General features: G+C 44.5%; 14 protein-coding genes and 1 pseudogene. 6 read left to right on the top strand and 9 right to left on the bottom strand.

Features of this window, described 5'->3' with window-relative positions; all coding sequences use genetic code 11:
- Positions 1–11: 11 nt before the first annotated feature.
- From QT990_RS24330 to QT990_RS24295, 8 genes are all read right to left on the bottom strand, one after another.
- Complete coding sequence (locus QT990_RS24330; protein ID WP_333309111.1) at positions 12–1,178, bottom strand: glycosyltransferase; 1,167 nt, start codon at positions 1,176–1,178, stop codon at positions 12–14.
- Positions 1,171–2,397: an O-antigen ligase family protein gene (locus QT990_RS24325; protein ID WP_333309113.1), complete on the bottom strand. Its 1,227-nt coding sequence runs from the start codon at positions 2,395–2,397 to the stop codon at positions 1,171–1,173. Before QT990_RS24325 ends, QT990_RS24330 begins: the two co-directional genes overlap by 8 nt.
- Positions 2,398–2,439: 42 nt before the next feature.
- Entirely contained in the window at positions 2,440–3,705 is a 1,266-nt protein-coding gene (locus tag QT990_RS24320) for a hypothetical protein (RefSeq protein WP_333309114.1), read from the bottom strand.
- A gap of 27 nt (positions 3,706–3,732) precedes the next feature.
- Positions 3,733–4,827 (bottom strand): glycosyltransferase, encoded by a 1,095-nt coding sequence (locus QT990_RS24315; protein ID WP_333309115.1) that lies wholly within the window; start codon positions 4,825–4,827, stop codon positions 3,733–3,735.
- Positions 4,828–4,885: 58 nt separating this feature from the next.
- Positions 4,886–5,848 carry a glycosyltransferase family A protein gene (locus QT990_RS24310; protein WP_333309117.1) on the bottom strand — a complete coding sequence of 321 codons (963 nt, stop codon included), beginning with the start codon at positions 5,846–5,848 and terminating at the stop codon, positions 4,886–4,888.
- Positions 5,849–5,850: 2 nt separating this feature from the next.
- Positions 5,851–6,954 carry a glycosyltransferase family 4 protein gene (locus QT990_RS24305; protein WP_333309118.1) on the bottom strand — a complete coding sequence of 368 codons (1,104 nt, stop codon included), beginning with the start codon at positions 6,952–6,954 and terminating at the stop codon, positions 5,851–5,853.
- Between the two features lie 22 nt (positions 6,955–6,976).
- A complete protein-coding gene (murJ, locus tag QT990_RS24300; protein WP_333309120.1) occupies positions 6,977–8,353 on the bottom strand; it encodes a lipid II flippase MurJ in 1,377 nt (458 codons plus the stop codon).
- A gap of 276 nt (positions 8,354–8,629) precedes the next feature.
- Positions 8,630–11,407 carry a polysaccharide biosynthesis protein gene (locus QT990_RS24295; protein ID WP_333309123.1) on the bottom strand — a complete coding sequence of 926 codons (2,778 nt, stop codon included), beginning with the start codon at positions 11,405–11,407 and terminating at the stop codon, positions 8,630–8,632.
- Positions 11,408–12,717: 1,310 nt separating this feature from the next.
- Between QT990_RS24295 and QT990_RS24290 the strand changes: the two are divergent.
- Positions 12,718–13,989, top strand: a pseudogene (locus tag QT990_RS24290) (RNA-guided endonuclease InsQ/TnpB family protein).
- Between the two features lie 153 nt (positions 13,990–14,142).
- Positions 14,143–16,359 (top strand): polysaccharide biosynthesis tyrosine autokinase, encoded by a 2,217-nt coding sequence (locus tag QT990_RS24285; RefSeq protein WP_333310330.1) that lies wholly within the window; start codon positions 14,143–14,145, stop codon positions 16,357–16,359.
- A 20-nt stretch (positions 16,360–16,379) separates the two neighbouring features.
- Here the strand turns inward: QT990_RS24285 and QT990_RS24280 are convergent, their stop codons facing one another.
- Positions 16,380–19,787, bottom strand: coding sequence for a PAS domain S-box protein (locus tag QT990_RS24280; protein WP_333143382.1), 3,408 nt, complete (start codon positions 19,785–19,787; stop codon positions 16,380–16,382).
- 626 nt (positions 19,788–20,413) lie between these two features.
- On the opposite strand from QT990_RS24280, the gene QT990_RS24275 reads away from it, so the two are divergent.
- From QT990_RS24275 to QT990_RS24260, 4 genes are all read left to right on the top strand, one after another.
- Positions 20,414–21,388 carry a LysR family transcriptional regulator gene (locus tag QT990_RS24275; RefSeq protein ID WP_333143383.1) on the top strand — a complete coding sequence of 325 codons (975 nt, stop codon included), beginning with the start codon at positions 20,414–20,416 and terminating at the stop codon, positions 21,386–21,388.
- Between the two features lie 217 nt (positions 21,389–21,605).
- On the top strand, positions 21,606–22,676 hold the full coding sequence (locus tag QT990_RS24270; protein WP_333143384.1) for an anthranilate phosphoribosyltransferase family protein: 1,071 nt from the start codon (positions 21,606–21,608) through the stop codon (positions 22,674–22,676).
- A gap of 156 nt (positions 22,677–22,832) precedes the next feature.
- Positions 22,833–23,438 (top strand): molybdenum cofactor guanylyltransferase, encoded by a 606-nt coding sequence (locus QT990_RS24265; RefSeq protein WP_333143385.1) that lies wholly within the window; start codon positions 22,833–22,835, stop codon positions 23,436–23,438.
- A 161-nt stretch (positions 23,439–23,599) separates the two neighbouring features.
- Entirely contained in the window at positions 23,600–24,775 is a 1,176-nt protein-coding gene (locus QT990_RS24260; RefSeq protein ID WP_333143386.1) for an aminotransferase class V-fold PLP-dependent enzyme, read from the top strand.
- Positions 24,776–24,829 lie beyond the last annotated feature (54 nt).

The raw sequence follows: 24,829 nt of genomic DNA, 5'->3' as shown, positions 1-24,829 counted from the left end.
TCTTAATTCCTCTATATATCATCGATTTGTTTTTGAGTTATCGCACGTTCATACAAGCTTTCATAGTTAGCGACAACCGAGTCTAAAGAAAAGCATTCGATAGCTCTCGCCCGCGCTAATTTTCCTAATGTTTCTCGATAGTCGGAGCCTAAATCGAGCAACTCTTCCCAAGCTTTCGCCAGTGCCTCGGGATCTTTGGGAGGTACTACCCGTCCCGTGTCGCCTATCATCCAGCCTGAATCTCCCACATCTGTGACGACACAGGGGACACCGGCCGACATGGATTCTGCTACGATCAGAGGAGAAGCTTCACCAAAAGCAGAAGCAGAACAAGCAATATCGAGTGCAGCCGTTATGTAAGAGATATCCTTCCGCTCTCCTAACAAGTGGATTCGATCGGCAATGCCTAACTCCTGAATTAACTGATGCAAATCCTGATTTTTTGCCTCCACTGCATTGCCCACCATAATAAAATGGATATCCGGCTGATTTTTTAAGAGCAAGGCAGCAGCTTTGATAAAGTTAGGATGATCCTTCTGCGGGTGATAGCGACAAATTAACCCGATTAAAAATGCTGTTTGAGGCAAACCTAGTTCTTGGCGGAATTTTAATTTGGCTTCGCGGGAAGGGACAAAGCGGTTAATATCAATTCCGTTGGGAATGAAGCAGCTTTTATCGCTGGCAAAACCCAAAGCTTCATGTTGAGCTTGAGCAACTTTAGATACATAGACTATCTTAAAAGTCAAGCGCGATAGATAAGCACCAATTTTTAGAACAATGGCCGTCAATTTCTTTTCTAAAGCCAAGGAATAAAGAGAAGACTGAATATCCCACAAAACAGGTATTTTCCGCGATGAAAAAATCGCAGCTAACTGCGCCGCTAAATTGCCGTGAGGCATCCAACCTTGAATCAAATCGGGCTGAATTTTACGGACGGTGTTAACCAATTTCCAAATGATATTTGGTGTAGGTATCTTTCCCGGTTCCATACCAATTGTATAGACAGGGATACCTAATGCTTCAATGCGATCGCCCAAGGTGCCGAGATCTATCAAAGAAATCACAGTTGGATTGTAGCGTCCTCGATCGGTCTTGGTAAGCATCTGATACAGCATCATTTCAGCGCCACCTGTATCAAGTCCAGTAATAATATGAACTATCGCAAATTGATTATCCATGTTCCAATCTCCATTGACCTTCAGCAAGTCCTAGCATTAGCGACCAAATAATTAATTCCTTGGGACGGTAAAAAGTAAAATCTCCTGATTGACTCATCAAAAAGAATGCAAAAATAAAAAAGGCTGGATAAAGATTATGATAAAATGTTTGCCAGATTCTTTTTATGAGACAGAACCAGATAAATAAAGAAGAAATCCCGAGTCCGCAAGCATATTCTATCACAATGCTGTGAAAGTGCGGAGGGTAATAAACTCCATCTTTATCGATAAAGCTCAGGTTTGTATTGACTATCAGGTATGGTGTAGCGTTCCAACCAATCCCGAACAGGGGAATGTATCCCGAGTCAAACATCATCATAGCGTGGCCCCAGATTGCGTCTCTCGAATTTAAAGTAGAAAGTCCTTCTGTATCTGTGCGCTCGGCAATGACAGATGCAAAAATATCTCCCCCAAAAGTAAGCAACAAAAACAGAGAAACAATCGTAACACCTATCATTACACTATAATATTTGATTGTGGTTTTTAATGGTAATGTGCGAGAATAAATTGCAAACAAAAATAGTAGCAATACCAGGGACGTGCGGCTAAATGTCAGCAATAAAAACAGCAAAGAAAACAATGCCATTTTATTATACTTGCCTTTGACAGCTATCAAACATACTATTACCGATACCTGACTAAAACTAGCCACAGTCATTGCGGAGGCATAAATTCTATTAAAAGATCCTAATTGCAGTCTGTAAACAAACAAAGCGCTAATTGCTAAAATAATAAATAAAATCATTAATATACTTTGCGCTGTCTCTGTACCCAGTCGAATAACTAGCGCTTTAGCTAGATAAAAAATCGATACAAACCTCAAAAAGCAAACTATACTATCTACTATATATTCATCTCCTAGCTGGCTGGCGTTTGTAAAACTCAATAAAAGAATTGTTACTAATGAAAGCACAAACAATAAATCCTTTACATCTAATTTAACAATACCATTGAGCATGCAGATCGCAACAGAAATTCCTAACATAAAATCATACCAACCCAAATAGGCTGGATGCCATAGGTTAGCTAATGGTCGATCGTCAGGAAAAATTTGAGTGCTTTTTAAGATCATGTAAATTAGCAGAGAAATAACTGGCAGTGGAGCTAATATCAAGCATTTTTTAAAATTCTCAAGTACCCCATTAGATTTAGGCAAGTAAACATTTTTTACTTCGACCATAATTCATACCTCCAAAATTTATAGTAGGGGAAAATTTTAAGATTATCTTTTGTCAATGTCTGTGCTTGTGTGCGTCATTTTTTGAACTTTTTGCATAAGTCTGGCTTTTTGAAGCATAGCTTCAATGTTAAACCCTAAAGGATTGCCGCTATCTATCTTTTTCCGAGCCGATTGGAGTGCCTCTTCAGCTCCATCAGGCACCTGATTTTTCCACCAATTCATTTCCTCACTATAACACCAGACATACTCATCCGTAGTAGACAGGGCATAATATGTATTGTGTTCGAGCCATTTGGCTCTTTCTTCGGGTGTGAGATGGTAACTGAGGAGTTCTTCAGGAGGTTTGCGCAGGGCCAATAATTGGTCTATATAGAGAGCTTGCCCTACTTGTACTTGCAGGTTGTATTTTGAACGGTTTTCGGGATCTACAAAAATGAGAACTTTCTCTTTAATTAACTTGTATGACTCGAAAAAAGACTGGCTATTTGTATAATAATAAGAACGCTCGTTCCCATCAGATATCCTTGTATTTGGACTGGCAGCATCTAACATACCATTCAGGAAAGGAGCTAAAAGCCCGTATTGATGTGTAGAAAGCTTGCGCCTCCGCTCTTGAGGATCTGATTCATCTAGCAAACGGTGTAAATAGCTCAATTGAAATAAAGCAAGCACTTTGACTCCAGGTAATTCCTGTTGAAGTGCTTGCATAAATTGGGACCCTCGCTGGCGTACCTGCTGCGAGTATTCTGCAAAAGATTTTTCTTTGGCACTGGGCTGCTTGGGATAAATCCAAGGATTTTCACCATAAGGTTCCGGATCGAAAAGAATACCTGCCAATTTTCCCGCTCGTGCTGCTTTTGCAAACAAACGAATATTCTGTTCGGCTGCTTGCCAATCGCTCTCATTAAACCAATCCCATCCCTCTTCTGTTGTTGCCCACATTACGACAAAGTTATCTGTAAACTTAGTAAACTTAGTCGATTGCAAGCTGGCTAAATCTTCAGTGAATTTTTGAGGAGCATAAGGTTTATGCAGAAATACTTGTTTTCCCACACTAAGTTTCATCACCATACCGTCAAAGGGGCGCTTTTCCATTTCTTGAATATTTTGCTTGACAAAGGTAGGTGTAGGTACCCCCCAGCCAAATTGGATCAGTTTAGGCTGTACTTTTTGGGCTGGTATATTTGCTTGAGTTTTCCCTTGTGTATTTGCATAACCCACACAGATCGCAATTATACATATAGCAACAATTGCCACTTTATAAAAACGCCTAATCAGGTATTTAGCTCTCCGAAGTAAATTTTTCATGGGGGCATATTTTACTAATATAGTTGATTAATAGTGCATGAGTTCCAGATATTCTGAAACTGCTCGATCGAACGAAAAATACGTTCCCCGTTCTACCAAGACATCTCGGCTTAGAGGTGCATCCAGATTTTTGAGCATAGCCTCTGCCAATGCTGCTGGATTTTCAATAGGTACTAAAGCACCATATTTTCCCGCTTCTAAAATTTCTTTTGGCCCTGAGGGACAATCAGTAGCAACCACCGGACAACCGCAAGCCATCGCTTCAATTAATACTGTGGGCAATCCTTCATGGCGGGAGGAAAGCACGAAACCACTAGCATGAGACATATAAGCATAAGGATTTTGCACGAAACCGGGCAATGCAACATCTTCAGAGATTTCTAAATGCTCGATCGCTGCTTCTAATTCGCTCCGACATTCCCCTTCACCTAAAATAATTAAACGAGCCAGTCTTTGCTTTCTTAGCAGCGCAAAAGCTTTAATCAAATTCAAGAAATCTTTCTGCTCTGTTAACCTCCCCACTGCTAAAAATACCGGAGGATTTCCGGGTTGAAACCAGGGATGCTCTAGAGATGCTTTTGATTTAGCAAGCATCTCACGATCGACAACTGGATTGTAAACTACCCTAACTTTTCCTGGCTCAAAACCCATTTGGCGATCCAAATCCTCCGCTACGCCTTGAGAAACTCCAACAATGACATCTGCACGAGGATAAAGCAATTTCATAAATGGAGGAACAAGTTTACTCCGAAATAACTTAGATTTATAGAATGATAAGGTATTATGTTCTACCAAGACTAACCGAGTTTTTGCGCCGGCAAAATCTCTGGCTAATATGGCGCTGACGTTAGTATGGTTCATGTGTGAAAGTAGCGCAATAGGTTGGTTTTCTTTTAAATAACGCGCCAAAGGCAAAACAGCCTTCATCACCCTTCCTACTCCCAAGTCAATTAAACGCACTTGTTCGGGTACTTGTTTTAAATAAGGCCCCTCTGCACTAGCTAAAATCAAATCTAAAGGCACATCTCGTTTCACCATACCTTGGAGCAGATTCACTGCGACTCTTTCGGCGCCGCCACCAGCTAAACTAGGAAGAAAGAAAGCGATTCGTTTTTGATACATATTTATACCTACTGGTATTTTTAATTGGTATTCGTAATAGTTGATATTCTACTCCCATTTATGATGCTTTATTTGTATAGTTATCCTTGAGGTAAACTGAGTATCCCACAGGTAATGCTATTAGCCATAAAATTTTACCAATAGATGTCTTAATATTGCCGATTTGTTGCCTAATTTTATTGCCTAGATGGAAAGAAAATCGACGGTAGTGGACAGCAGAGCGCAAAAAACTCAACGGCTCGAAACGAAACCATTCTGTGTAGTCATTTAAAATATCTAAATGGTTGATTTGCGCCCCAATAGCAACCTTCCTTGAATTTTGAGAATTCCGCATGATTGAAGGCTGGTCTGTCCAATAGGTTCTTAAAGCTTCCTTAACAAACCTAGTTTTATACTTTTTGGCAATCCTACTCCATCGCACGGATTCGGGCAAGTTAGTTTGAATTATTTGTTCAGCGCATAAAAATTTCAGGAGTACCTCAGTACGATGAAAACCCCATTTTTCTCCTTTGAGCTTAAAGCGATAACGAATTTCTAGAGAATCAGAATCGGTGGGATTAAATGGGAAAATAGCGCCAACGATTTTACCATTTGTATATTTACACACACAGGTAACAGCGGAAAACTTTTCTTTTTGCTCTAGTGGAATTGCGTCCCAATGGTATTTAAAACGCTCTAAGGCTTGCGGTTCGCAGGAATCATCGGAGTCAAGCTTGATGAATAATTCTCCCTGAGCTTCTCCTACACCTCGATTAAAAGCAATATGTAGGTGTGCATTTTCTTGATAGATATAGCGAATCGGAAATAGGTTTTCCTGCTGCCATTGCTCGACTAATTCACGACTATTGTCAGTGGAGCCATCATCGACTATTAACCACTCTAAATCACGGTAAGTTTGTGCTTTCAGGCTCTCGTAAACCCGATGGAGAGTATGGCGACGGTTATAAGTTGCAGTGCCACCTGTAAATACATATTGGTATTTTTGATTGTTTTGTACTGGTTTGCTATCTTCTGTGAACATTTCTATGACTCCTTGATTACTTCATGAATTAATGATTCCCAGATCAGCATCACTTTTTCTAAACCGAACTTTTCTGTTACCTCTTTAGCACGATCGCCTAAACGTTGGCGTTCTTTTTCATCGGACATTAAGCGCTCCATTGCAGCGGCTAATGCTGACACATCTTCATTCGGGACTAAGATACCATCTACACCATCGCGGATAATCTCTCTTGGCCCGTTAGGACAATCTGTGGAAATGACTGGTAGCCCGCAAGCCATCGCTTCACACAAGGCATTGGGAAAACCCTCAAAGCGCGAAGACATAATGAAAATATCTCCCTGTTTGAGAAATTCATGGGGGTTTGTTACTCGTCCAAGGAGATGAACGCGATCGCCCAATCCCAATTCATTACGCAAAGATTCTAATTGTGGGCGTAACTCTCCTTCTCCTAAAATGGTTAATGTCCATTCGGGATAACCGTCTTTCAGTTTTGCCATTGCTTCCAGCAACAAATCGAAGCCTTTTTGGTGTTCGAGACGACCAATCCCAATTAGCGAGCGATCACTCAACAGCTTGTCAGATATTTTTTTTTCATCTGGAGGCAACAATACTGGGTTAGGTATAACACAAATACGCTCTTGTAGCTTAGATGAAAAATAATCCCCTGCCCTTTTGGTTTGAACAACAATGCGATTGGCAAATGGATAAGTCCATTGGCGCAGTTTTACCCAAATCTTACCTGTAGTTTGGCTTGCCGGATCGTTACGCTCTGACACTACCACTGGTACGTTCAACCATCGAGTTGCCAACAAAACGATTTCATTTGTTTGGTTCATAAAGCTAATGACAACATTAGGTTTACTCCTAATTATCGCAGTTCGCAGTGGTTGAATGCGGGTTAAATTATTCCAGATACCTATGATTGGGTTAGGAGACTGTCCGGCTATATCTAAAGGAATATGGGAAATTTGGGAGTCAAGATCGTAAAATGGTTTTTTCTTATCGTCATCAAAAGTTAATAGATTTATTTCCCAACCCTTTGCTGCCCAATAATTAGCCATGTTCGATATTACCCGCTCCGCACCACCAGAAGTCAGTGAATAAATAATCAATGTACAACGCATTTTCTTGGGGTCCTATATTTTCTCACACTTGTAAATTTCGTTCGGTTAGTTTGATCTTTTGGATTGCTACAAAAAATAATAATGAAAATGAAAACAGATAAACGCCACTGGTGGACAAAGCAATACCCGGAACTCCCAACCATTTCATAAATAAATAGTTTAAACTAATATTGACAATTAGGTTGCAGCCCGAACCCCACATCAGTATTTGATTGTTTCGCATAGCTGAAATTAAACGCACCACCAACATACCAGAAATATAAAAAGGGATTTGGAATGCGTAACAAACTTGAATTTGAGCTACTAAATGAGTATCGTTAGCCGTAAATGAACCTCTTTGTAAGAGGATTTGGACTATCGGCTCAGAAAATAAGATTATTAACCCAGTTAGGGGTATAGTAACCGCAAAAATTAGCCCCAGATACTGCTTAAGGGTATGACGTAAAGTTGTCCAGTCTTCACGGGCAACCATTTTTGAAAAATAGGGAATCACTGCTGTACTCAATGCTGTGCTAGTTATTGTAATCGGCAAGGAAATTATTCTATTACCATAGTTCAATGAAGCTACACTTCCTGATGGCAACATTGCTGCCATTGATTGATCGACTAAACCAGTGCTACACATTAAAAATGCGCCAGCAATCATCGGAGCATACTGACCAGCTACTTCACTTAGATGAGTGTCAAATCCATACCATTTTGGCAGCAATGAAATACCCTGTCGCCGCAGTGTGATTCCCAGCACAATCATTTCCAGCAGTTGGCCACAGACTAACCCAGATGCCAGGTTAAAGACACCCCAAGAATTAATCCCGAAAAGAAATAGCATCGTAATAACAGGAGTAATAATCGGAGCAACAGCCACTAAAGCGAACTGCTCTCCTGCATTCAAAACAGCACCCCAGATCGTGATCGTACCGCTCAGCAGGATAATCGGAGCGATCGCGCACAGCAGCTTGTAAGTCAGATCTAATTTTTCAGCATTGAAGCCTGCCGCCAGCTTTGGCATATACATTGGTGCAGTAGCCAGCATTAATACCGTTGTGATTCCTAACAGTCCCAGACTCCCGGCTATGGCTCCAGAAAAAAGTTTTTGAGCTGCTTTTATACCTGACTGTTCTCTTACTCGAATGTAAGTAGGTATGAGAGCTGCTTTAAAAGAGCCAGCTATAACATTGGTAATCAAAAAAGGAACCACTAACGCGATTAAAAACGCATCCAGAGCATCCCCTGTACCAAATTTCCAAGCAACCACTAATTCTTTGCCGACAGATGCCACTTTCACGAATCCGGTTCCTATACCAACCGTAACAGCCGCACCAAAAATTTGGCGATTGGTGGAGCCACTTGTCAACTTATTCCAGAAATCGAGCCCTTTCTGATATCGCCAAATTTTCATGAGAGATAGATCCGAATTCGGTAAATTTTGGCAGATAATATTCTACTAGCATAGCTTCAGTTACAAGCACACCAGAATCCTGTAACAATACTCCGGACAGTTTTTGGAACGAGACTACAAGCTTACGCGGCGCAAGGATCATAAATAAAGTCCAATTAAATGCAACGAGCGGGGTGGAGCTGACATTGATTTAATTATCCACAGGGGCTGCGAAGTCAACCGAGAATAAGCCATTGGGTAATATAAAAACTGTCCGGACTATTGCTGTAAGGCCCCTTAACTTTTAACAGCCATACCCCCAATCAATTTTTCTACCTTAGAGCCTTCTACAGGCTTCGAGAAAAAGTATCCCTGTCCGTAGACGCACTTCATAGATTTTAGCTGAGCTATTTGCCAGCTCGTTTCTACTCCTGTGGCAATCATCCCCATACCTAACTCTTGAGTTATGGCAATAATTTTGTGAAAAATTTCTAAGTTGGGGTTGCTAGCATCCAGGCCGGTGACTAGAGAGCAATCTAGCTTCAAACTGTCGAATTTCCCATACTTCAGCCGCGTCAATTGGTAGAGCTGAGTTAATGATACATCACTAAGACCACAGTGGTCGATTTGTACTTGCACCCCTAAAGTTTTAAGTTTGAGAAAAACAGACCCAGCCAACTCGGAATTTTCCGTCACAACATACTCAGGAATTTCTAACCTCAAACTCTGAGCATCGAGATTTGTTTCTTTCAATATTTTGGCAATCGTCTCAATTAAGTCAGCTTGGAAAAACTGTTTGCTAGTCAGATTCACGCTGACTGTTAAAGGAGCGTTAAGACGAAATTGCGACTGCCAAATCCGCATCTGGCTGCAAGCTTGCCACAGTACCCACTCGCCAATAGGAACAATCAAGCCGGTTTCTTCTGCCGCTGGTAGGAATTCGTCTGGCCAAAGCAAACCTCGATTCGGGTGCTGCCAGCGCAACAGCGCTTCAAAACTATTAATCTTATTAGTTTCCAGGCAGACGATCGGCTGATAGTGAATCCGAAACTCCTCATTTGCCAGAGCCACCCGCAACTCATTCTCTAACTGAATAGATGCTGCACTGCTAATCTTTGCCACAGGGGTTGTTTTTTGGGCTGTATTGGCGTGCAAATTGGCGGTTGAATACCCTGGTACATACTCAGGCACTAACTGCTGTAGCATTGAGACAATTAAATTCGCATCATTGCGATCGCTCGCTTGACAAAGGGCTTCTACTTCCTGGTCAATATTTTCTTTCACTAGGCGGCTGGCATTGCCGAGACTCAGAATTTTTTCGTGTTTAGTGCGGTTGTATTTCTCGCCCGGAATAAACAGTTCTTCAAACAATTTTTCTCCCGGCCGCAGCCCTGTAAACGCGATTTCTATGTCTTTACCCACTTCATATCCTGAGAGCCGAATCAAATCTTTTGCTAAATCAAAAATTCTGACTGGTTCCCCCATCTCCAGCATGAATACTTCCCCGCCCTTGCCGATGACTGCTGCCTGCAAAACCAGTTGAACTGCCTCGGGAATGGTCATGAAATAGCGAGTGATATCTGGATGGGTAATTGTGATCGGCCCGCCCTCAGCAATTTGTCGCTTGAAAGTAGGTACGACGCTACCGCGGCTGCCAAGAACATTACCGAAACGAACCACTACAAATGGGTTTTTGCTTTTTTTGGCTGCTTGCAGCACCAGCATTTCGGCAACTCTTTTGCTAGCTCCCATAATGCTAGTTGGATTCACCGCTTTGTCGGTGGAAATCATCACAAATTGTTGCACATTGTATTTCAATGCCAGATCCAGCAGATTTTTCGTCCCCCGCACGTTGTTAGTAATCGCTTCCGGCGGGTTTAATTCCATCATGGGTACGTGTTTGTGAGCGGCCGCATGAAAAATGATGTCTGGTCTCATTGTTAGAAAAACGTACTCTAAGCGCTCGCGAAAGCGAATATCGGCCATAAAGGCTGTCACGCGAGTAATATCTGTTGGGATTTTGCTGGTTTTTTTGAGTTCTGACAGGACTTTTCCTAATTCTTGTTGAATGTTGAATACAGAATTTTCTCCGTGTCCGACGATGATGATTTCCGCAGGAGCGCACTTTAATATTTGCCGACAAAGTTCGCTGCCGATGGAGCCACCCGCACCGGTAATTAGAACTTTCTTGCCTCCAATCAATCCCAAGACTTTCTCAACATCGGTTTGAATGGGTTCGCGGCGGAGCAAGTCCTCAATCTGTACTTCTCTGAGGCTACCTAAACTGACACGACCGTTGATGATTTCATTGAGGCCGGGGAGCGTGCTGGTTGGAATCCCAATTGACTGACAAATTTCTACGATTTCCCTAATCTCTTTTCCCGGAGCTGAGGGGATGGCAATCATAACTTTGTCGATATTTAGCGATCGAACTACCTCCGGAATGTTACAGCGATTGCCGACTACAGTCAGTCTGCCAATCTGCTTGGAGATTTTTTTGCGGTCGTCGTCTATGAAAGCGATTGGCTCTAGTCCTACCTCTGGGCTCCTCTGCATCGTTTGCATCAGAGATGTGCCTGCACTGCCCGCACCGACTATCAGGACGCGCTCGCGTTGCTGAACTTTCCACGATTTTTGGTTCCATCTTTCCAGGGCTGGAATGCTGAAACGAATCGCCGCCACTAACAAAAAGCTGATCATAGTGTCTAGTAGCGGCAGCGATCGTGGCAGATTTGCGATCGGCGAATTATTTAGCTGGTAGAGTTCTTGGAACAAGATAATTTCCCCTGCTAGGGATATACCTATCAGCATCGTTATTTGTGCCATTTCTTCCAGGCCCGCATACCGCCAGTAACGCTTGTAGAAGCCGCCGGCATAAAATACTAGAAGTTTGACTGCTACAAATAATACTGTAACTACCGCTAGGCTCTGTAAGTAGGGAGTCAGATCCAATATGCCATCTAAACGAATTTCCAAGGCCAGTAACGGTGCGATCGCAAAACAAATTGCATCGATTATCAAAAAATGACGGGTTCTTAATCCCACCAACACTTTGCTAATTTTTTTTCTGATCATATTCTTCCGACGCTATTAGACAACAACTTTACCGTAAGTAGATCGAGTACCTAATGTTGAGGTAGTTTTTTATACCACCCTCTCCCCTGATATTAATCAACCTTTTAATCGTCGGGCCTCACTCAAGTGATATTATGGTTAAGGAGAGATTATCAAGAAGATGTCCCGTCTCTTAATTTCATTTTGGAGAGGATTTTTTCAGCTAAAATTTATAGATGCCACCTTATTGCTGCGTCTATCTTCTCCTACTACTGGTTCGATCGCTCAGAACTTTACAATTATTTACATAATTTCACCCAAAAATATTTCTCTAGGGGGATGGCAAACAATATATGTGTTAAAACCATGACAATGCTTGACTTAAGTGATACAGTGGATATCCTCAATAATGAGTTTAAAAGCCTAGGGCGTGTTTTCTTGCCTCGTTGTATCCTCGAAAATAGGCGTGCTCCGGCAGGGAGTCTTGAGGAACCCTTGGAGACTTAAGTACGGAACAGTGGGATTAGTTAAAACCGCTACTACCACCGCTCCAACCCAAAACCGGTAAGCCTGCGCCACGACCATCGACAAGTTGTCAATGGCATTATGTCGATACTCACAACCGGGACTCCGTGGTGAGACCCGCCAAAACGTTATAGTAAGTGGGTTCAGGGTGGCAACACGGTTTTATCGGTGGCAAAAAGCCGATCGAAGGAAATAAGTCTTATAAGGCCTACAAGCCGATACGGACCAACTCCGAAAGCTAGACTATCCGGTTCATTACGTCACTCGAACCGTGATTCGTGCCCACCAACCCTCGGCTATGGTGGAAAAAAGGAGGCGAATCACAGGAAAAACTAGGCCGTTCTCGTGGTGGTTTTAGTACCAAAATACACATCCGTTAAAGTGAGGGTAAAGGTAAACCTATAACTTTTATTCTGAGTAGCTTGTCAACGTAACAAGTCAATTTTTTTAGAACCATTGATGGAACAAGGAGCAGTAAGCGCATTCTGGTGCAGGTCCTCCGCGTCAACCCCCTGAAAGATTCGTAGGAGACAAAGGCGATCGCACGTCGTCGCATCCTTCGCGATCTACGTCGGCGAGGTATCCGTTTTACCATCCCACGACTTTCAAATGAACTGCGTCGCGATCCTTTTATCCGTGAAATCTACCGTCAACGCAATATAGTTGAATCTGCTATCAACCGACTCAAGCAATGGAGACGTATTGTAAAACTTCGTTGAGTTTATAAGCAATTATAAACAATAGTAGTATGATATTATCATGGTGGTCGAGTGAACTACACATAGGTTAAAAAATGGAAGCCTTAAATGCAACTAACTCCAGAGGCACATCATTAAATCAACGTCACACCGTTTCGCCCAAATTGACGAATTAGCTTTCAAATCCAAAAACCTCTACAATGCCGCCAATTACGTCATTCGTCAGAGCTTTATTTATGGATGGAAGTATGTCAGTTATAACGAAATGAACCGCTTGATGAAGTCTCATGAAGCCTACAAGGCTTTGCCTGCCAAAGTCAGCCAGCAAATCTTGATGGTGCTAGACAAGAATTGGAAATCTTTTTTTGAGGCGGTTAAAGCTTACAAGGCTGATTCTTCCAAATTCACTGGTCGCCCAAAACTGCCAAAGTACAAAGATAAAATCAAAGGGCGAAACCTTCTCATCTACACAATTCAAGCGATTAGTAGCAAACAGTTGAAAAAGGGAATCATTAAGCTTTCGGGTACTGAGCTTTCAATTAAAACCAAAGTCAGCCCCGACCTGGTTTGCTTTCGTTAGACTGGTTCCGAAATGTGATTCCTATGTAATTGAGGTAATTTACGATGAACCGGAGTCCACCCTTGGCGAGGCCAACTCTGTAGCTAGTATTGATTTGGGGCTGGATAATTTAGTAGCGCTAACTTCAAATCAACCGGGATTTATCCCTTTGTTGATTAACGGGCGACCCTTAAAATCGATCAACCAGTTCTACAACAAACGCCAAGCAAAATTACAATCCCAATTGAGAGGAAATCGCAAAACTTCACCACGGATTCAGCGCTTAACACGCTGTCGCAATCAGAAAGTCGATAATTACTTACATCATACCAGTCGTGTGATTGTTGATCGTTTGACAGCAGAACAAATTGGGACGTTAGTAATTGGCAAGAATGCCCAGTGGAAAACTGAAATCGAGTTAGGGAAGAGAACTAATCAAAACTTTGTCAGCATTCCTCACTCTCGATTAATTGAAATGTTGGAGTACAAAGCTCGGTTGGCGGGAATCACGGTAATTGTGAAGGAAGAATCCTACACGTCCCGCTCCAACTTTCTGGGTTTAGATCCAATTCCTGTTTACGGTAAAACAGAAAAAGAGCCTGTGTTTACTGGTAAACGGATTAAGCGTGGTTTGTACAAAACATCGACGGGTCAATTAATTAATTCTGACGTGAATGCTTCGTACAACATTCTCAGAAAAGCAATCCCAAATGCGTTCAGCTTTCTTGATAGGGAGCTGCGTAGTTGGGCCAATGCGGGTTAATCCGTTCAAAGTAAAAGTGAAAGGGGAGGGGCTTGAAGCCTCCCATGTCTATAAATGACTATACTTTTGCCAGCTATTGCTACCCGATATGAGAAATTGGCTGGAAATTATACAGCCATGATTACGCTCGCCTTTGTCTGTTGTGGTTATAGTTTAAAAACACGCCCTAGGGTGTTAGAGTTTACAAAAAATCATTTTTCTGGAGTAACAGATGGAATCAACTGAAAGTGGTATCGGATTTCCGGAATACTGGCAGATTCTCAAGCGCCGGTGGCTGCCAGCCTTAGCTGTATTTGCCTCGGTTGTGGCACTCACCACCTACGCCACGCTGAAGGAAAAAGCAGTTTATGAAGCAGAAGGAAAGCTGTTATTTAAGAAAACAACTGCTGGCTCTGCTTTAACAGAATTGGGAAAAGAAATCGGACAGTTGACTCCGGCGGCGGAGCAAAGTAACCCTCTGACTACCGAGATCGAACTGATTCGTTCTCTAGAAAATGTTGAAAAAACGATAAATAGGCTTCAGTTAAAAGACGAAACAAATAATCCTGTGAAAACAAAAGAGGTTTTAAAGAAACTGACAGTAGCTACTATTCGGGGAGCTGATATCCTAACGGTTTCATACAAAGACAAAAACCCAAAAGTAGCAGCCGATGTCGTAAAAACTTTGATGAATTTTTATATAGATAACAATCAAAAAGTGAATCGCCTAGAAGCTGTGTCTGTTCGACAGTTTATTGAAAAAAAACTGCCTAATTCCGACCAAGCTATGCGGAAAGCAGCGGCCGAATTGAGCAAATTTAAAGAAGAAAATAAAGTTGTAAATCTTGAAGAAGAAGCTAGCTCAGCAGTAAGAGTTATGGCGGGACTAGAAAGTCAAATCGACCAAGCTAAGTCGGATTTGCTCAAGGCACGTGCTCAGTCTAAAGCATTTGAAGACGAATTACAAATGAATCCCCAGCAAGCATTGACCGCCAGCACTCTCAGCCAATCTAGCACTGTGCAGGAAGCTCTGAGAGAGTACAAACAAATAGAGCGTCAGTTAGCAATTGAGCAAAATCGCTACCAGGACAATTCGCCTATAATCACTAGGTTAGAAACTAAGAAAGCTACGATGAAAGCTTTACTAGACCAACAAATACAACAAGTTTTAGGCGGGCAACAGCCGTTGCAAAATCAAAGTTTACAGATAGGAGATGTGAAACCAAAACTGATCGAAGAATTTATCAAGGTAGATGTAGAACGCCAGGGTTTGGCTGAGCGAGTTACTATTCTCTCAAATGCTCTAGCTGCTTACAAGCAGCGGGTAAAAGTTTTGCCGAAGCTAGAGAAGGAAAAGCGGGAACTAGAAAGAAAACTCCAAGAAGCCGAAGCTGATTATCAGGAATTGCAAAAAAAACTCCAGGAAATTCGGATTACAGAAAATCAGCAAGTCGGGAATGCTCGGATTATCCAAAAGCCGAGTGTTCCTGAAGAACCAGTGCGTTCTCGCAAGTCTTTATTGCTGGTATCTGGCGGCTTGTTGGGAACTCTGCTGGCTATAGCTGCGGCGCTGCTTTTAGAATCTCAAGATAAGTCTGTCAAAACTATTGAAGAGGCGAGGGAATTATTTGGGTTTACTTTGTTGGGGGTGATTCCTTTGCATAGAAAGTCTGAAAAAAATCCTCGGCGCAATTCCTGGCGACTTAAGTCTGCTTCGCAGGATTTAGAACAATCTCCCCGACAGATTGTTGTTAGAGATACTCCTCATACTGCGAGCAGTGCTGCTTACCGAATGCTTCAGGCAAATCTGAGGTTCCTGAGTTCTGATAAAGAGCTGAAAGTCATTGTTGTCAGTAGTTCGCTACCGCAAGAAGGCAAGTCTACTGTATCGGCTAATTTGGCTGTAGCTATAGCTCAATTAGGACGGAAGGTTTTGCTGGTAGATGCGGATATGCACTGTCCTGTTCAACATCGGATTTGGGATCTTCCCAATCAAGTAGGCTTGAGCAATGTGATAGTTGGACAAGCTGGGTTTGGGGATGCGATCGCCCAAGTCATGGATAATTTAGATGTGCTCACTTGCGGGGTAATTCCGCCTAATCCAATGGCTCTCTTGGATTCACAGCGGATCACTTTATTGATTAAGCAATTTTCGGCTACTTATGATGCAGTGATTATTGATGCTCCTTCTCTGAATGTTGCTGCTGATGCTCTGATTCTCGGGAATAAAGCAGATGGGATTTTATTGGTTGTGCGACCTGGAGTTCTTCATTCTGGTACTGTGGCTTTTGCGAAGGAGCTATTGAAGAAATCAAGCCAACACGTTCTGGGCTTAGTGGTAAATGGAGTAAGTCCTAAAAACGAACCGCACAGCCATTACTATTTTACCAATGAATCTTACGCTCAAGAGCAGAGTCCTGGCATCAATAAAATAACGAATAACCAGTAACCAATAACAAAAGTTAACAGTTAACTGTTGACTTTTGTTATTGGCAGCCGCACTCCGAAAGTCGAGCCGAGTCCTTCCCCAGGACTTTCGGCCCAGACACTGCCACCGTGGAGTTCCACGAGATGACGGACGATCGCCAATCCCAGTCCCAGCCCGCCGTAATTGCGTGTAGAAGTGCTGTCAGCTTGGCGGAAGCGATCGAACACAAACGGCAAAAACTCCTTGCTGATGCCAATTCCCGTATCTCTGACAACGATCGAAACAGAGTGAACCGGAGACGGCCCAGACAAGATGGCGCCACCCGCTGTTCCCGGTTCCCCATCCTCCGAGAGCGTGATTTCCACGCGACCCGACGGCGGCGTAAACTTAATAGCATTCGAGAGCAAATTAGACACCACCTGCTGCAAACGAGTAGCATCGCCCCTCACCGAGCTCACCCCTTCGCCACAAAAACTCACCAATTCAATTCCCCTAGCTTCAGCCTCAAGGCTCAGCGCCTTCACCGCCGTTTCTACAATCCGTGCCAAATCCACCGGGAACAGCTTCAAACACACTTTGCCGCTGACAATCCGGGAAACGTCGAGCAAATCCTCAATCATCTGAGTCTGCAACCGCGCGTTTCGCTCAATAGTCTCCAAACCGACAGCCGTTTTTTCAGCACTCATCTGGCGCTGCCGCAGCATCTGCGCCCAACCCAAAATCGCGTTCAGAGGCGTCCGCAACTCGTGAGAAAGCGTTCCCAAAAACTGGTCTTTAATTCGGTTGGCCTCCGCTGCTTCCCGGTAAAGCCGCGCATTGTCGATCGCCACCGCCGCATCCCGCGCCAAATCCTCCAGCAAAACTAAATCGCTCTCCCTGCAGCGGCGGCCCGACTCCCCGCACAGCAACGAAATCGCTCCCAGCGTCCGCCCGCGAGCGATCAGTGGCACGCAGATTGCCGACAGCACCTGGGAGTGGGCTCGCAGCACCAACTGCAGTTCCCTGTCGGGCACAACCGCCTCGATCACCCATTCCGGTATTTCGGCGTAAAGCTTCGACTCCCCAGTCCGCAGCACCTTTGCTACTCCGTGCCGTCCCTGGGGGTCTAGCGGCATACGCCGATCGATTTGCCACAGCAGAGCGACTTTGCTCGGATCTGAATGAGCAACTGCGTGCAAGCGGATCGAGCCGTCGGCCTCGACCAAATGCACGCAGCACCAATCCCCCAGCGCCGGTACTGTTAAATCTGCCAAACCTTGCAGCGCCTCCTCGTAATCCAGGGAAGCCGACGACAGCACAGCCAAAGCTTGAGCGCGAAAATAGGCTGTTTGGGTCGCTCGCTGGCGATCGTCAATATCCGTACAAGTCCCGAACCACTTGATAATTTTCCCCTCAGCATCCCGCACGGGCAATGCCCTGCCCAGATGCCAGCGGTAAGCCCCGTCAGATGCCCGTTTAAAGCGGTATTCCACCTCGTAAGTCCTCCCCGTCTCCACGGAGGTATTCCAGCGTTCTAGGCAGTTTTCCACGTCATCTGGATGCAAAACTGGCTGCCACCCCCAGCCTTGAGTTTCCTCCAGCGTCAAGCCGGTATATTCAAACCAGCGCTGGTTGTAGTAGTCGAGCCAGCCGTCGGGTCTGGCAGTCCAAACTATTTGCGGGATGGCTTCAGCGAGGACGCGGTACAACTGTTCGCTGGCTTCGGCGTGGCGACGGGCGGCCTGTTCCCGCGCCAATGCCCAATTCCGCTGTTCTTCGGCCTCTTTGCGAGCGGTGATGTCGCTAATCACGCCGATCCATTTGCAGGGATTACCTTGTTTGTCAAGCACTGCTTTGCCCCGATCGATCCAATGGAGCAAGCCACCCCCCTGGCACTGAACGCGGTATTCCTGAAAAAATGGGGCGGCAGAACTGTCTGGGGCACTCAAATACCGATCGACTGCGGCTAAAACTCGATCGCGGTCGATCGGGTGCAAGATACTGTTCCAAGCTGCTCTTGTCCTCGGAAATCCGCCTTTTGCGTACTCCAAATGTTCGTCAACGTGACCGAACCACAGCACGATCCCGGTTTCGATATCCCATTCGTAAATTAAATCACTGGCACTTTCTGCAGCAATCCGAAACCGCTCTTCAGACTGTCGCAGCACTTCCAGAAATTTAAAGCGTTCCGTCACGTCCAAAACCAGAGACAGCACCGATACCAACTGTCCCGAATCGCTGTAAAAAGCCGAATTGTACCATTCGCAGTGTACCAACGAACCCGACTTATTATAATTGCTGTTGCGAACTACATTGCAGCGATTTTCTGGTTTTTTTAAACTATAAATTGCCGATTCTACCTCTGATAAATCGCCCTTTGAAATAAAGTCCCAGTCGCTAAAATGCTTGCCTAAAACTTCTATCTTTTCCCATCCAAAAATCTTCTGTGCCGCCGGCGACCACCCGCTGAGACGAAAGTTTTCATCCCACTCAATCACCGCTAGGGGCGTATTTTCAAAATGAGAAGTGAGTTTTTGCAGCGCCTCGCGCAGGGATGCTTCTACTTGCTTTCGCCCAGTAATATCGCTAAAAGAAATAGCAATGCCGTCTCCCAATTTAACGGTCATAATCCGAAACCAGGCGACAATGCCTTCGTTGTTATAATAAATCTCGGTATCGAGGGGAATTCCTGTTTCTACAACTTGCACGTAACTGTCGAATAAATTGTTATCTTTATGGCCCGGCAGCACTTGCAGCAATCGCTTGCCGATTAATTCTTCAGGAGTACGGTGTTGCATTTTGGCCGCTGCGGGATTGACGTATTCCCATTCAAAATCCACAATTGTGGATTCGTCGCGGATGCTGCGGAATACGTTAAATCCGTCTAGAGATAATTCCTGAAAAACGCGGAAGCGTTCTTCGCTTTCTTGCAGCTTGCCTACAGTGTCAAGCAGGAGATCCTCGACTCGCTCGCGCTGCGTTATTTCTGCAAGCAATTGCTGGTTAATTTGCTGGAGTTCGGTTGTGAGGGAGGGGAGGGAATTTTTAATAGCAGAGTCGGCTTGCAGTCGATCGACCTTTTGGGTTCCCAGCGCCGTATTTCCTGGTGAAAAGGCTGCCCCAGCCAAAGCCAACACTTGAGGAACCCAGGGTATCAGGGATGCTACAGCCCACAAAGAGATGATAGCGGTTAAGGCTGCGATCGAACTTGACAGCCAGTAGCTGGGATGCACCAGCATCCAAACTTGCATCAAGTGAGTTGTCCCGCCGCAGAAAAACCAGGCTCCCAATAGGAGAAAGCCCTTGCTCAAAGGCACGTCTCGCTGCTTCCGGGCATAGTATGTCAGAAGTGCTGGAATTGAATAATAAGCCAAGGCAATTAACACATCGCTGACGGCGTGCAGTCCCATCAACTGGGGTTGCCACTGGCAACAGCCATCTTGGGGAATAAAATTGTGGTTAAATGACATAATCTTAATAAATGCTTAATAAATGGCAGCATTTCGGCTTTCCTGTGCGATCGATCCTAGTTGCACTTGTGTTGCTGACCCGCTAATTTCTAGTTTATACACAAAAAAACCTAAAACAAGAGTAACTTTAGTCTGGGGAGCAAAGTTCACAGTAGGTTTTAACCTGCCTACAATATTCGTACATTTATTGAGAGGTTTAGGGAGAGTCAGATACTATAATTCCCAAGGAGGTACGAAATTCAATGCTATATTTTGAATTCACAACTTACTAAAAAACAGAGCAATCGAGCGCACTTGAGGAAGGGATTACTAAAGTGCCGTTCATTGAAACGGTTTAGCTAGAAGCTTGCAATATTCGATAAATTCATCTTTATGGAATCTATTTTTTGAGAAGTTTGCCGATTCAGAAATCCCTTCAACATAATAGGAGAATCGACCTCTACTTGGAGGCTCAGAAATCCTGCCGGAGCAGATTGATGCTTGGAGCGTAGCATCCCCGCCTCTGGCCCCGGAATCAAAACTAATCTGTACCTGTATCAAAGTCTACTAAATTCTGCTACTAAATCGGTTAATGTCACAGATTATCTTCCAGTAAAATTTCTGAAACCATCTCGAATTAAACATCCATGCGCTTAGAGCAGCTTCAAGCATTTCTTTCAGTTGCTGAAACTGGTAGCTTTCAGCAAGCGGCCCGGAAGTGTGGCGTTACCCAATCGACTATTAGCCGCCAAGTGCAGGGATTAGAAGCGGAAGTGGGTTTGTCGCTGTTTCACCGCACGGCCCACGCGAAACTGACTGTGGGAGGGGAATGCCTACTGCCTCACGCTCGCAAAATCTGTCAGACTTGGCAAAATGCTGCTGAAGAATTGGGAGACTTACGGGCGGGAAAGCAGCCGGAACTTTGCGTGGCTGCGATTCACTCGGTTTGCGCTGCTTATTTGCCACCTGTGCTGCAAAAGTTTTGCCGCGACTATCCAGACGTACAATTGCGGGTGACTGCCCTCGGTAGCGATCGAGCTCTGAAAGTCCTCAAAGATGGTTTGGTGGACATAGCGGTGGTGATGAACAACCGCTATTTTACTCAAGCCCCGGAAATGTTGGTTGAGGTGCTCTACAATGAGCCGATCGAGGTGTTGATGGCGGCGGGTCATCCCCTGGCCCAGTACGATCGAGTACCTTGGCCGGAATTGATTTGTTACCCGCAAGTGGTGTTTAAGGACGGGTACGGAATGCAGCGGATGGTGCAAGAACAATTTGGACGCATCGGTGCTAAACTTCATGCTGTTTTGGAACTCAACACTCTTGATGCTTTTCGGGGTGTGGTGCGACAGGGAGAGTTGATTGCTTTACTGCCGCATTCAGCTTTGGTGGACGCCAAGGGCGATCGCACTTTAGCAATTCGGTCGATCGCCCCAGATCGGTCAAATTCCAAGGTTTCGACGATCGGTCAATTGGCAGCAGAGCCCACTTGGACTCGCGAAGTGGTGTTGGTGACAACTCACGATCGAATGCAAATTCCGCCGATCGCCCATTTCTGGAATCTGGTACGCGAATTTGTGCCGCCATGTGATGTAATCAAGCTAGAAAAATCAGGGAGTTAATACCATTTTAGATTTTAGATTTTAGATTTTAGATTGGGAATGACTGATGAAATAATGGTTTGGATATTTCCAACAATTGCCTTCTTTTTGGGAACTGGTATAATTCGATAATTTTGAATTGAATTTTGGGAATTTTAAATTTAAAACGGTTCAAATATTACCAATTACTAACTACCAATTACTAACTACCAACTACCCATTACTAACTTCACAAGTTATGAGTGACGCATTTAGAGAATTGCTGCGAAAAATTGGCAGCGGAGTACACACAGGAGACAACTTAACTCGCTCCGAAGCAGCAGCAGCCACGCGGATGATGCTGCTGGGAGAAGCAACACCGGCTCAAATCGGAGCTTTTATGATTTCCCACCGCATTAAACGGCCCACTGGGGAAGAATTAGCCGGAATGCTCGATGCTTATGAACAATTGGGGCCCCTTCTTGCCCCCCCAAACCGAGAAAAAGGGTTTTCCGTCTCTACCGTCGCCGTGTTTGGCGTTGCTTACGACGGGCGATCGCGCACGGCTCCAATTAGCCCAATAACCGCCCTAATTTTAGCCGCATCTGGCGTCCCAACCATCATGCACGGGGGCGATACCATGCCAACCAAGGAAGGCATCCCCCTGATGGAAATTTGGCGCGGTTTGGGAGTGAATTGGGGAAAACTGAGTTTAGAAAAAGTCCAGCAAGTTTTTGACAATACGGGTTTGGGTTTTGTTTATCTTCCCAAGCATTTTCCTCAAGCCGCCGCTTTAGTTCCCTACCGCCGCGAAATTGGTAAACGGCCACCTTTTTCGACAATGGAGTTGATGTGGTGTCCCTGTGCTGGCGACGTTAACGTTATATCGGGTTATGTCCACCCGCCGACAGAAGGTATGTTTCAAAAAGCCTTTGAGCTGCGGGGAATCAAAAATTATACCACCGTCAAGGGATTGGAGGGAAGCTGCGATTTGCCGCGCGATCGTACTGCGATTATCGGCATTGCTAAGCCGGACGCTGAGTTTGAACGAGTGCTTTTAGCCCACGGAGATTACGGTTTTAGCAGCACAAATCCGGCCTTGGAATCAACCTCTGAGTTATTAAAACAAATGCAGGAAGTGTTGCTGGGAAAACCCTCGGAATTGATGCAGTCAGCTATCTGGAACGGCGGCTTTTATCTGTGGCGCAGCGGAGTTTGTTTGGATATGAGTTCGGGTTTAATTGAGGCAGAAACTTTATTGAGTAGCGGTCAAGTCGTGCAAAAACTTGAGGAAGTTAGCCAAGCCGTTAGTGTTTTGAGTTTAGAATGACAGTTGACAGTTGACAGTTGACAGTTAACTACTGACTACTGACTACTAGACATCTCCAATAATTGTGGAACAGGCATCTTGCCTGTTCAAAACAGACAATTCTTGCGATAACTAATGACTAATGACTAATGACTAATGACTAATGACTAATGACTAATGACCAATCATAAAATTGCCGTAATTGTGCTTGCAGGCGGTCAAAGTTCGCGGATGGGTAGGGATAAAGCTCTACTGGAAATAGAGGGGAAATCCCTCTTGCAGCGGGCGTTGGAAGTTGCCGCAGTTGTAACCCCCGAAGTTTATGTTCTGACTGCTTGGCCCGATCGCTATCGATCGACCTTAACCGAAACATCCCAATTTCTGGTAGAGTACAATCCGGGCTCCGGGCCCTTGGTTGCATTGACTCAGGGATTGAAAGAAATAGCCGCCGAGTGGATTTTACTGTTAGCTTGCGATTTGCCTTTGTTGGATGCCCAGATTATTCTGAAGTGGGCGAGTCAGTTAACAGAATTTCCCCCATCAACTTTAGCAGTTGTGCCTTATCAAAATTCGCGCTGGGAGCCTTTGTGTGGCTTCTACCGCCAAAAAGCTCTGCCCAGCTTGCAAAGTTTTATTGACAAAGGGGGACGTTCCTTTCAAGTGTGGTTAAATCAAATCTCCGCAATCCCTCTACCTGTAGGGGAACGAGAAGCAGTAATGTTATCGAATTGCAATACATTAGAAGAGTTTGAGCAATTAAAAGGTAAAATGGTTAACGGTTGACAGTTGACAGTTGACAGTTGACAGTTGACAGTTGACAGTTGACAGTTGACAGTTGACAGTTGACAGTTGACAGTTGACTGACTAATGACTAATGACTACTGACTAATGACTACTGACTACTGACTACTGACTACTGACTACTGACTACTGACTAATTACTAATGATTAACCAATATTGGTTGCTCGATCGCGATATAACTTTCCTCAATCACGGCTCTTTTGGGGCTTGTCCGATTCCCGTACTCGAAGCGCAAACCGCTTTTCGGGAACAACTGGAAAGAGAACCTTTGCGCTTTTTAATGCGGGAATTTGAACCATTGTTGGATAATGCCAGAAATCAGTTAGCAGCATTTATTGGTGCGGCTGACGAGGACTTGGCGTTTGTGCCGAATGCGACGACGGGAGTAAATGCTGTTTTGCGATCGCTCTGTTTTTCTCCGGGCGACGAATTGCTCACTACAAATCAGGAATACAACGCTTGCCGGAACACACTTAATTTTGTAGCCGAGCGTACAGGCGCTAAAGTAATAGTAGCAGAAGTCCCCTTTCCCATTGAGTCACCCGACCAAATTATTGAAGCAATAATTAAGTGCGTTTCACCGCAAACAAAGTTAGCTTTATTAGACCACGTTGTGAGTCAAACTGGTTTAATCTTTCCCATCAAACAGTTAGTGGGCGAGTTAGCTAACCGTGGCGTGGATGTATTGGTAGACGGAGCTCACGCGCCGGGAATGGTAGCACTGAATTTAGATGAAATTGGCGCGGCTTATTATACGGGAAATTGCCACAAGTGGCTGTGCGCGCCGAAAGGTGCGGGCTTTCTGTACGTGCGGCGCGACAAGCAAGATGCCATTCGGCCAACTACAATCAGTCACGGTGCTAATTCGCCGCGCGCTGATAAATCGCGCTTTCAATTAGAATTTGACTGGATGGGAACAGTCGATCCGAGTCCCTATTTGTGCGTACCTGTGGCTATTGATTTTATGGGTTCTTTGTTGAGTGGCGGCTGGCCGGAATTGAGGGCAAAGAATCATGCTTTAGCATTGGCAGGGAGAAAAATATTGGCTGACAAATTAGATTTGCCGCTGCCTTGTCCTGATGAAATGGTGGGTTCGATGGCTGTTGTGCCACTGGCAGACGGCCAGTCTGATGAGGTTGCAAAGGGAGGAATTCCACCTTTGCAAGAGGCGCTGTGGGAGATTTTTAAAATTGAAGTTCCGGTGATTCCTTGGCCGGATGCTAGTAAGCAGTTGGTGAGGATTTCGGCTCAGTTATACAATACTTTGCCGCAGTATCAATATTTGGCTAAGGCGCTGGTTGAGCTGACGAGAATTTGAGTAGGAGCTTCCCGAAAATAAACATAACACCCAACTACAAACCTTTAAATGTTT

The sequence above is a fragment of the Microcoleus sp. T3_B1 genome (assembly GCF_036700445.1).
Taxonomy (GTDB): domain Bacteria; phylum Cyanobacteriota; class Cyanobacteriia; order Cyanobacteriales; family Microcoleaceae; genus Microcoleus.
This window is presented reverse-complemented; position numbering and strand designations above follow the sequence as displayed.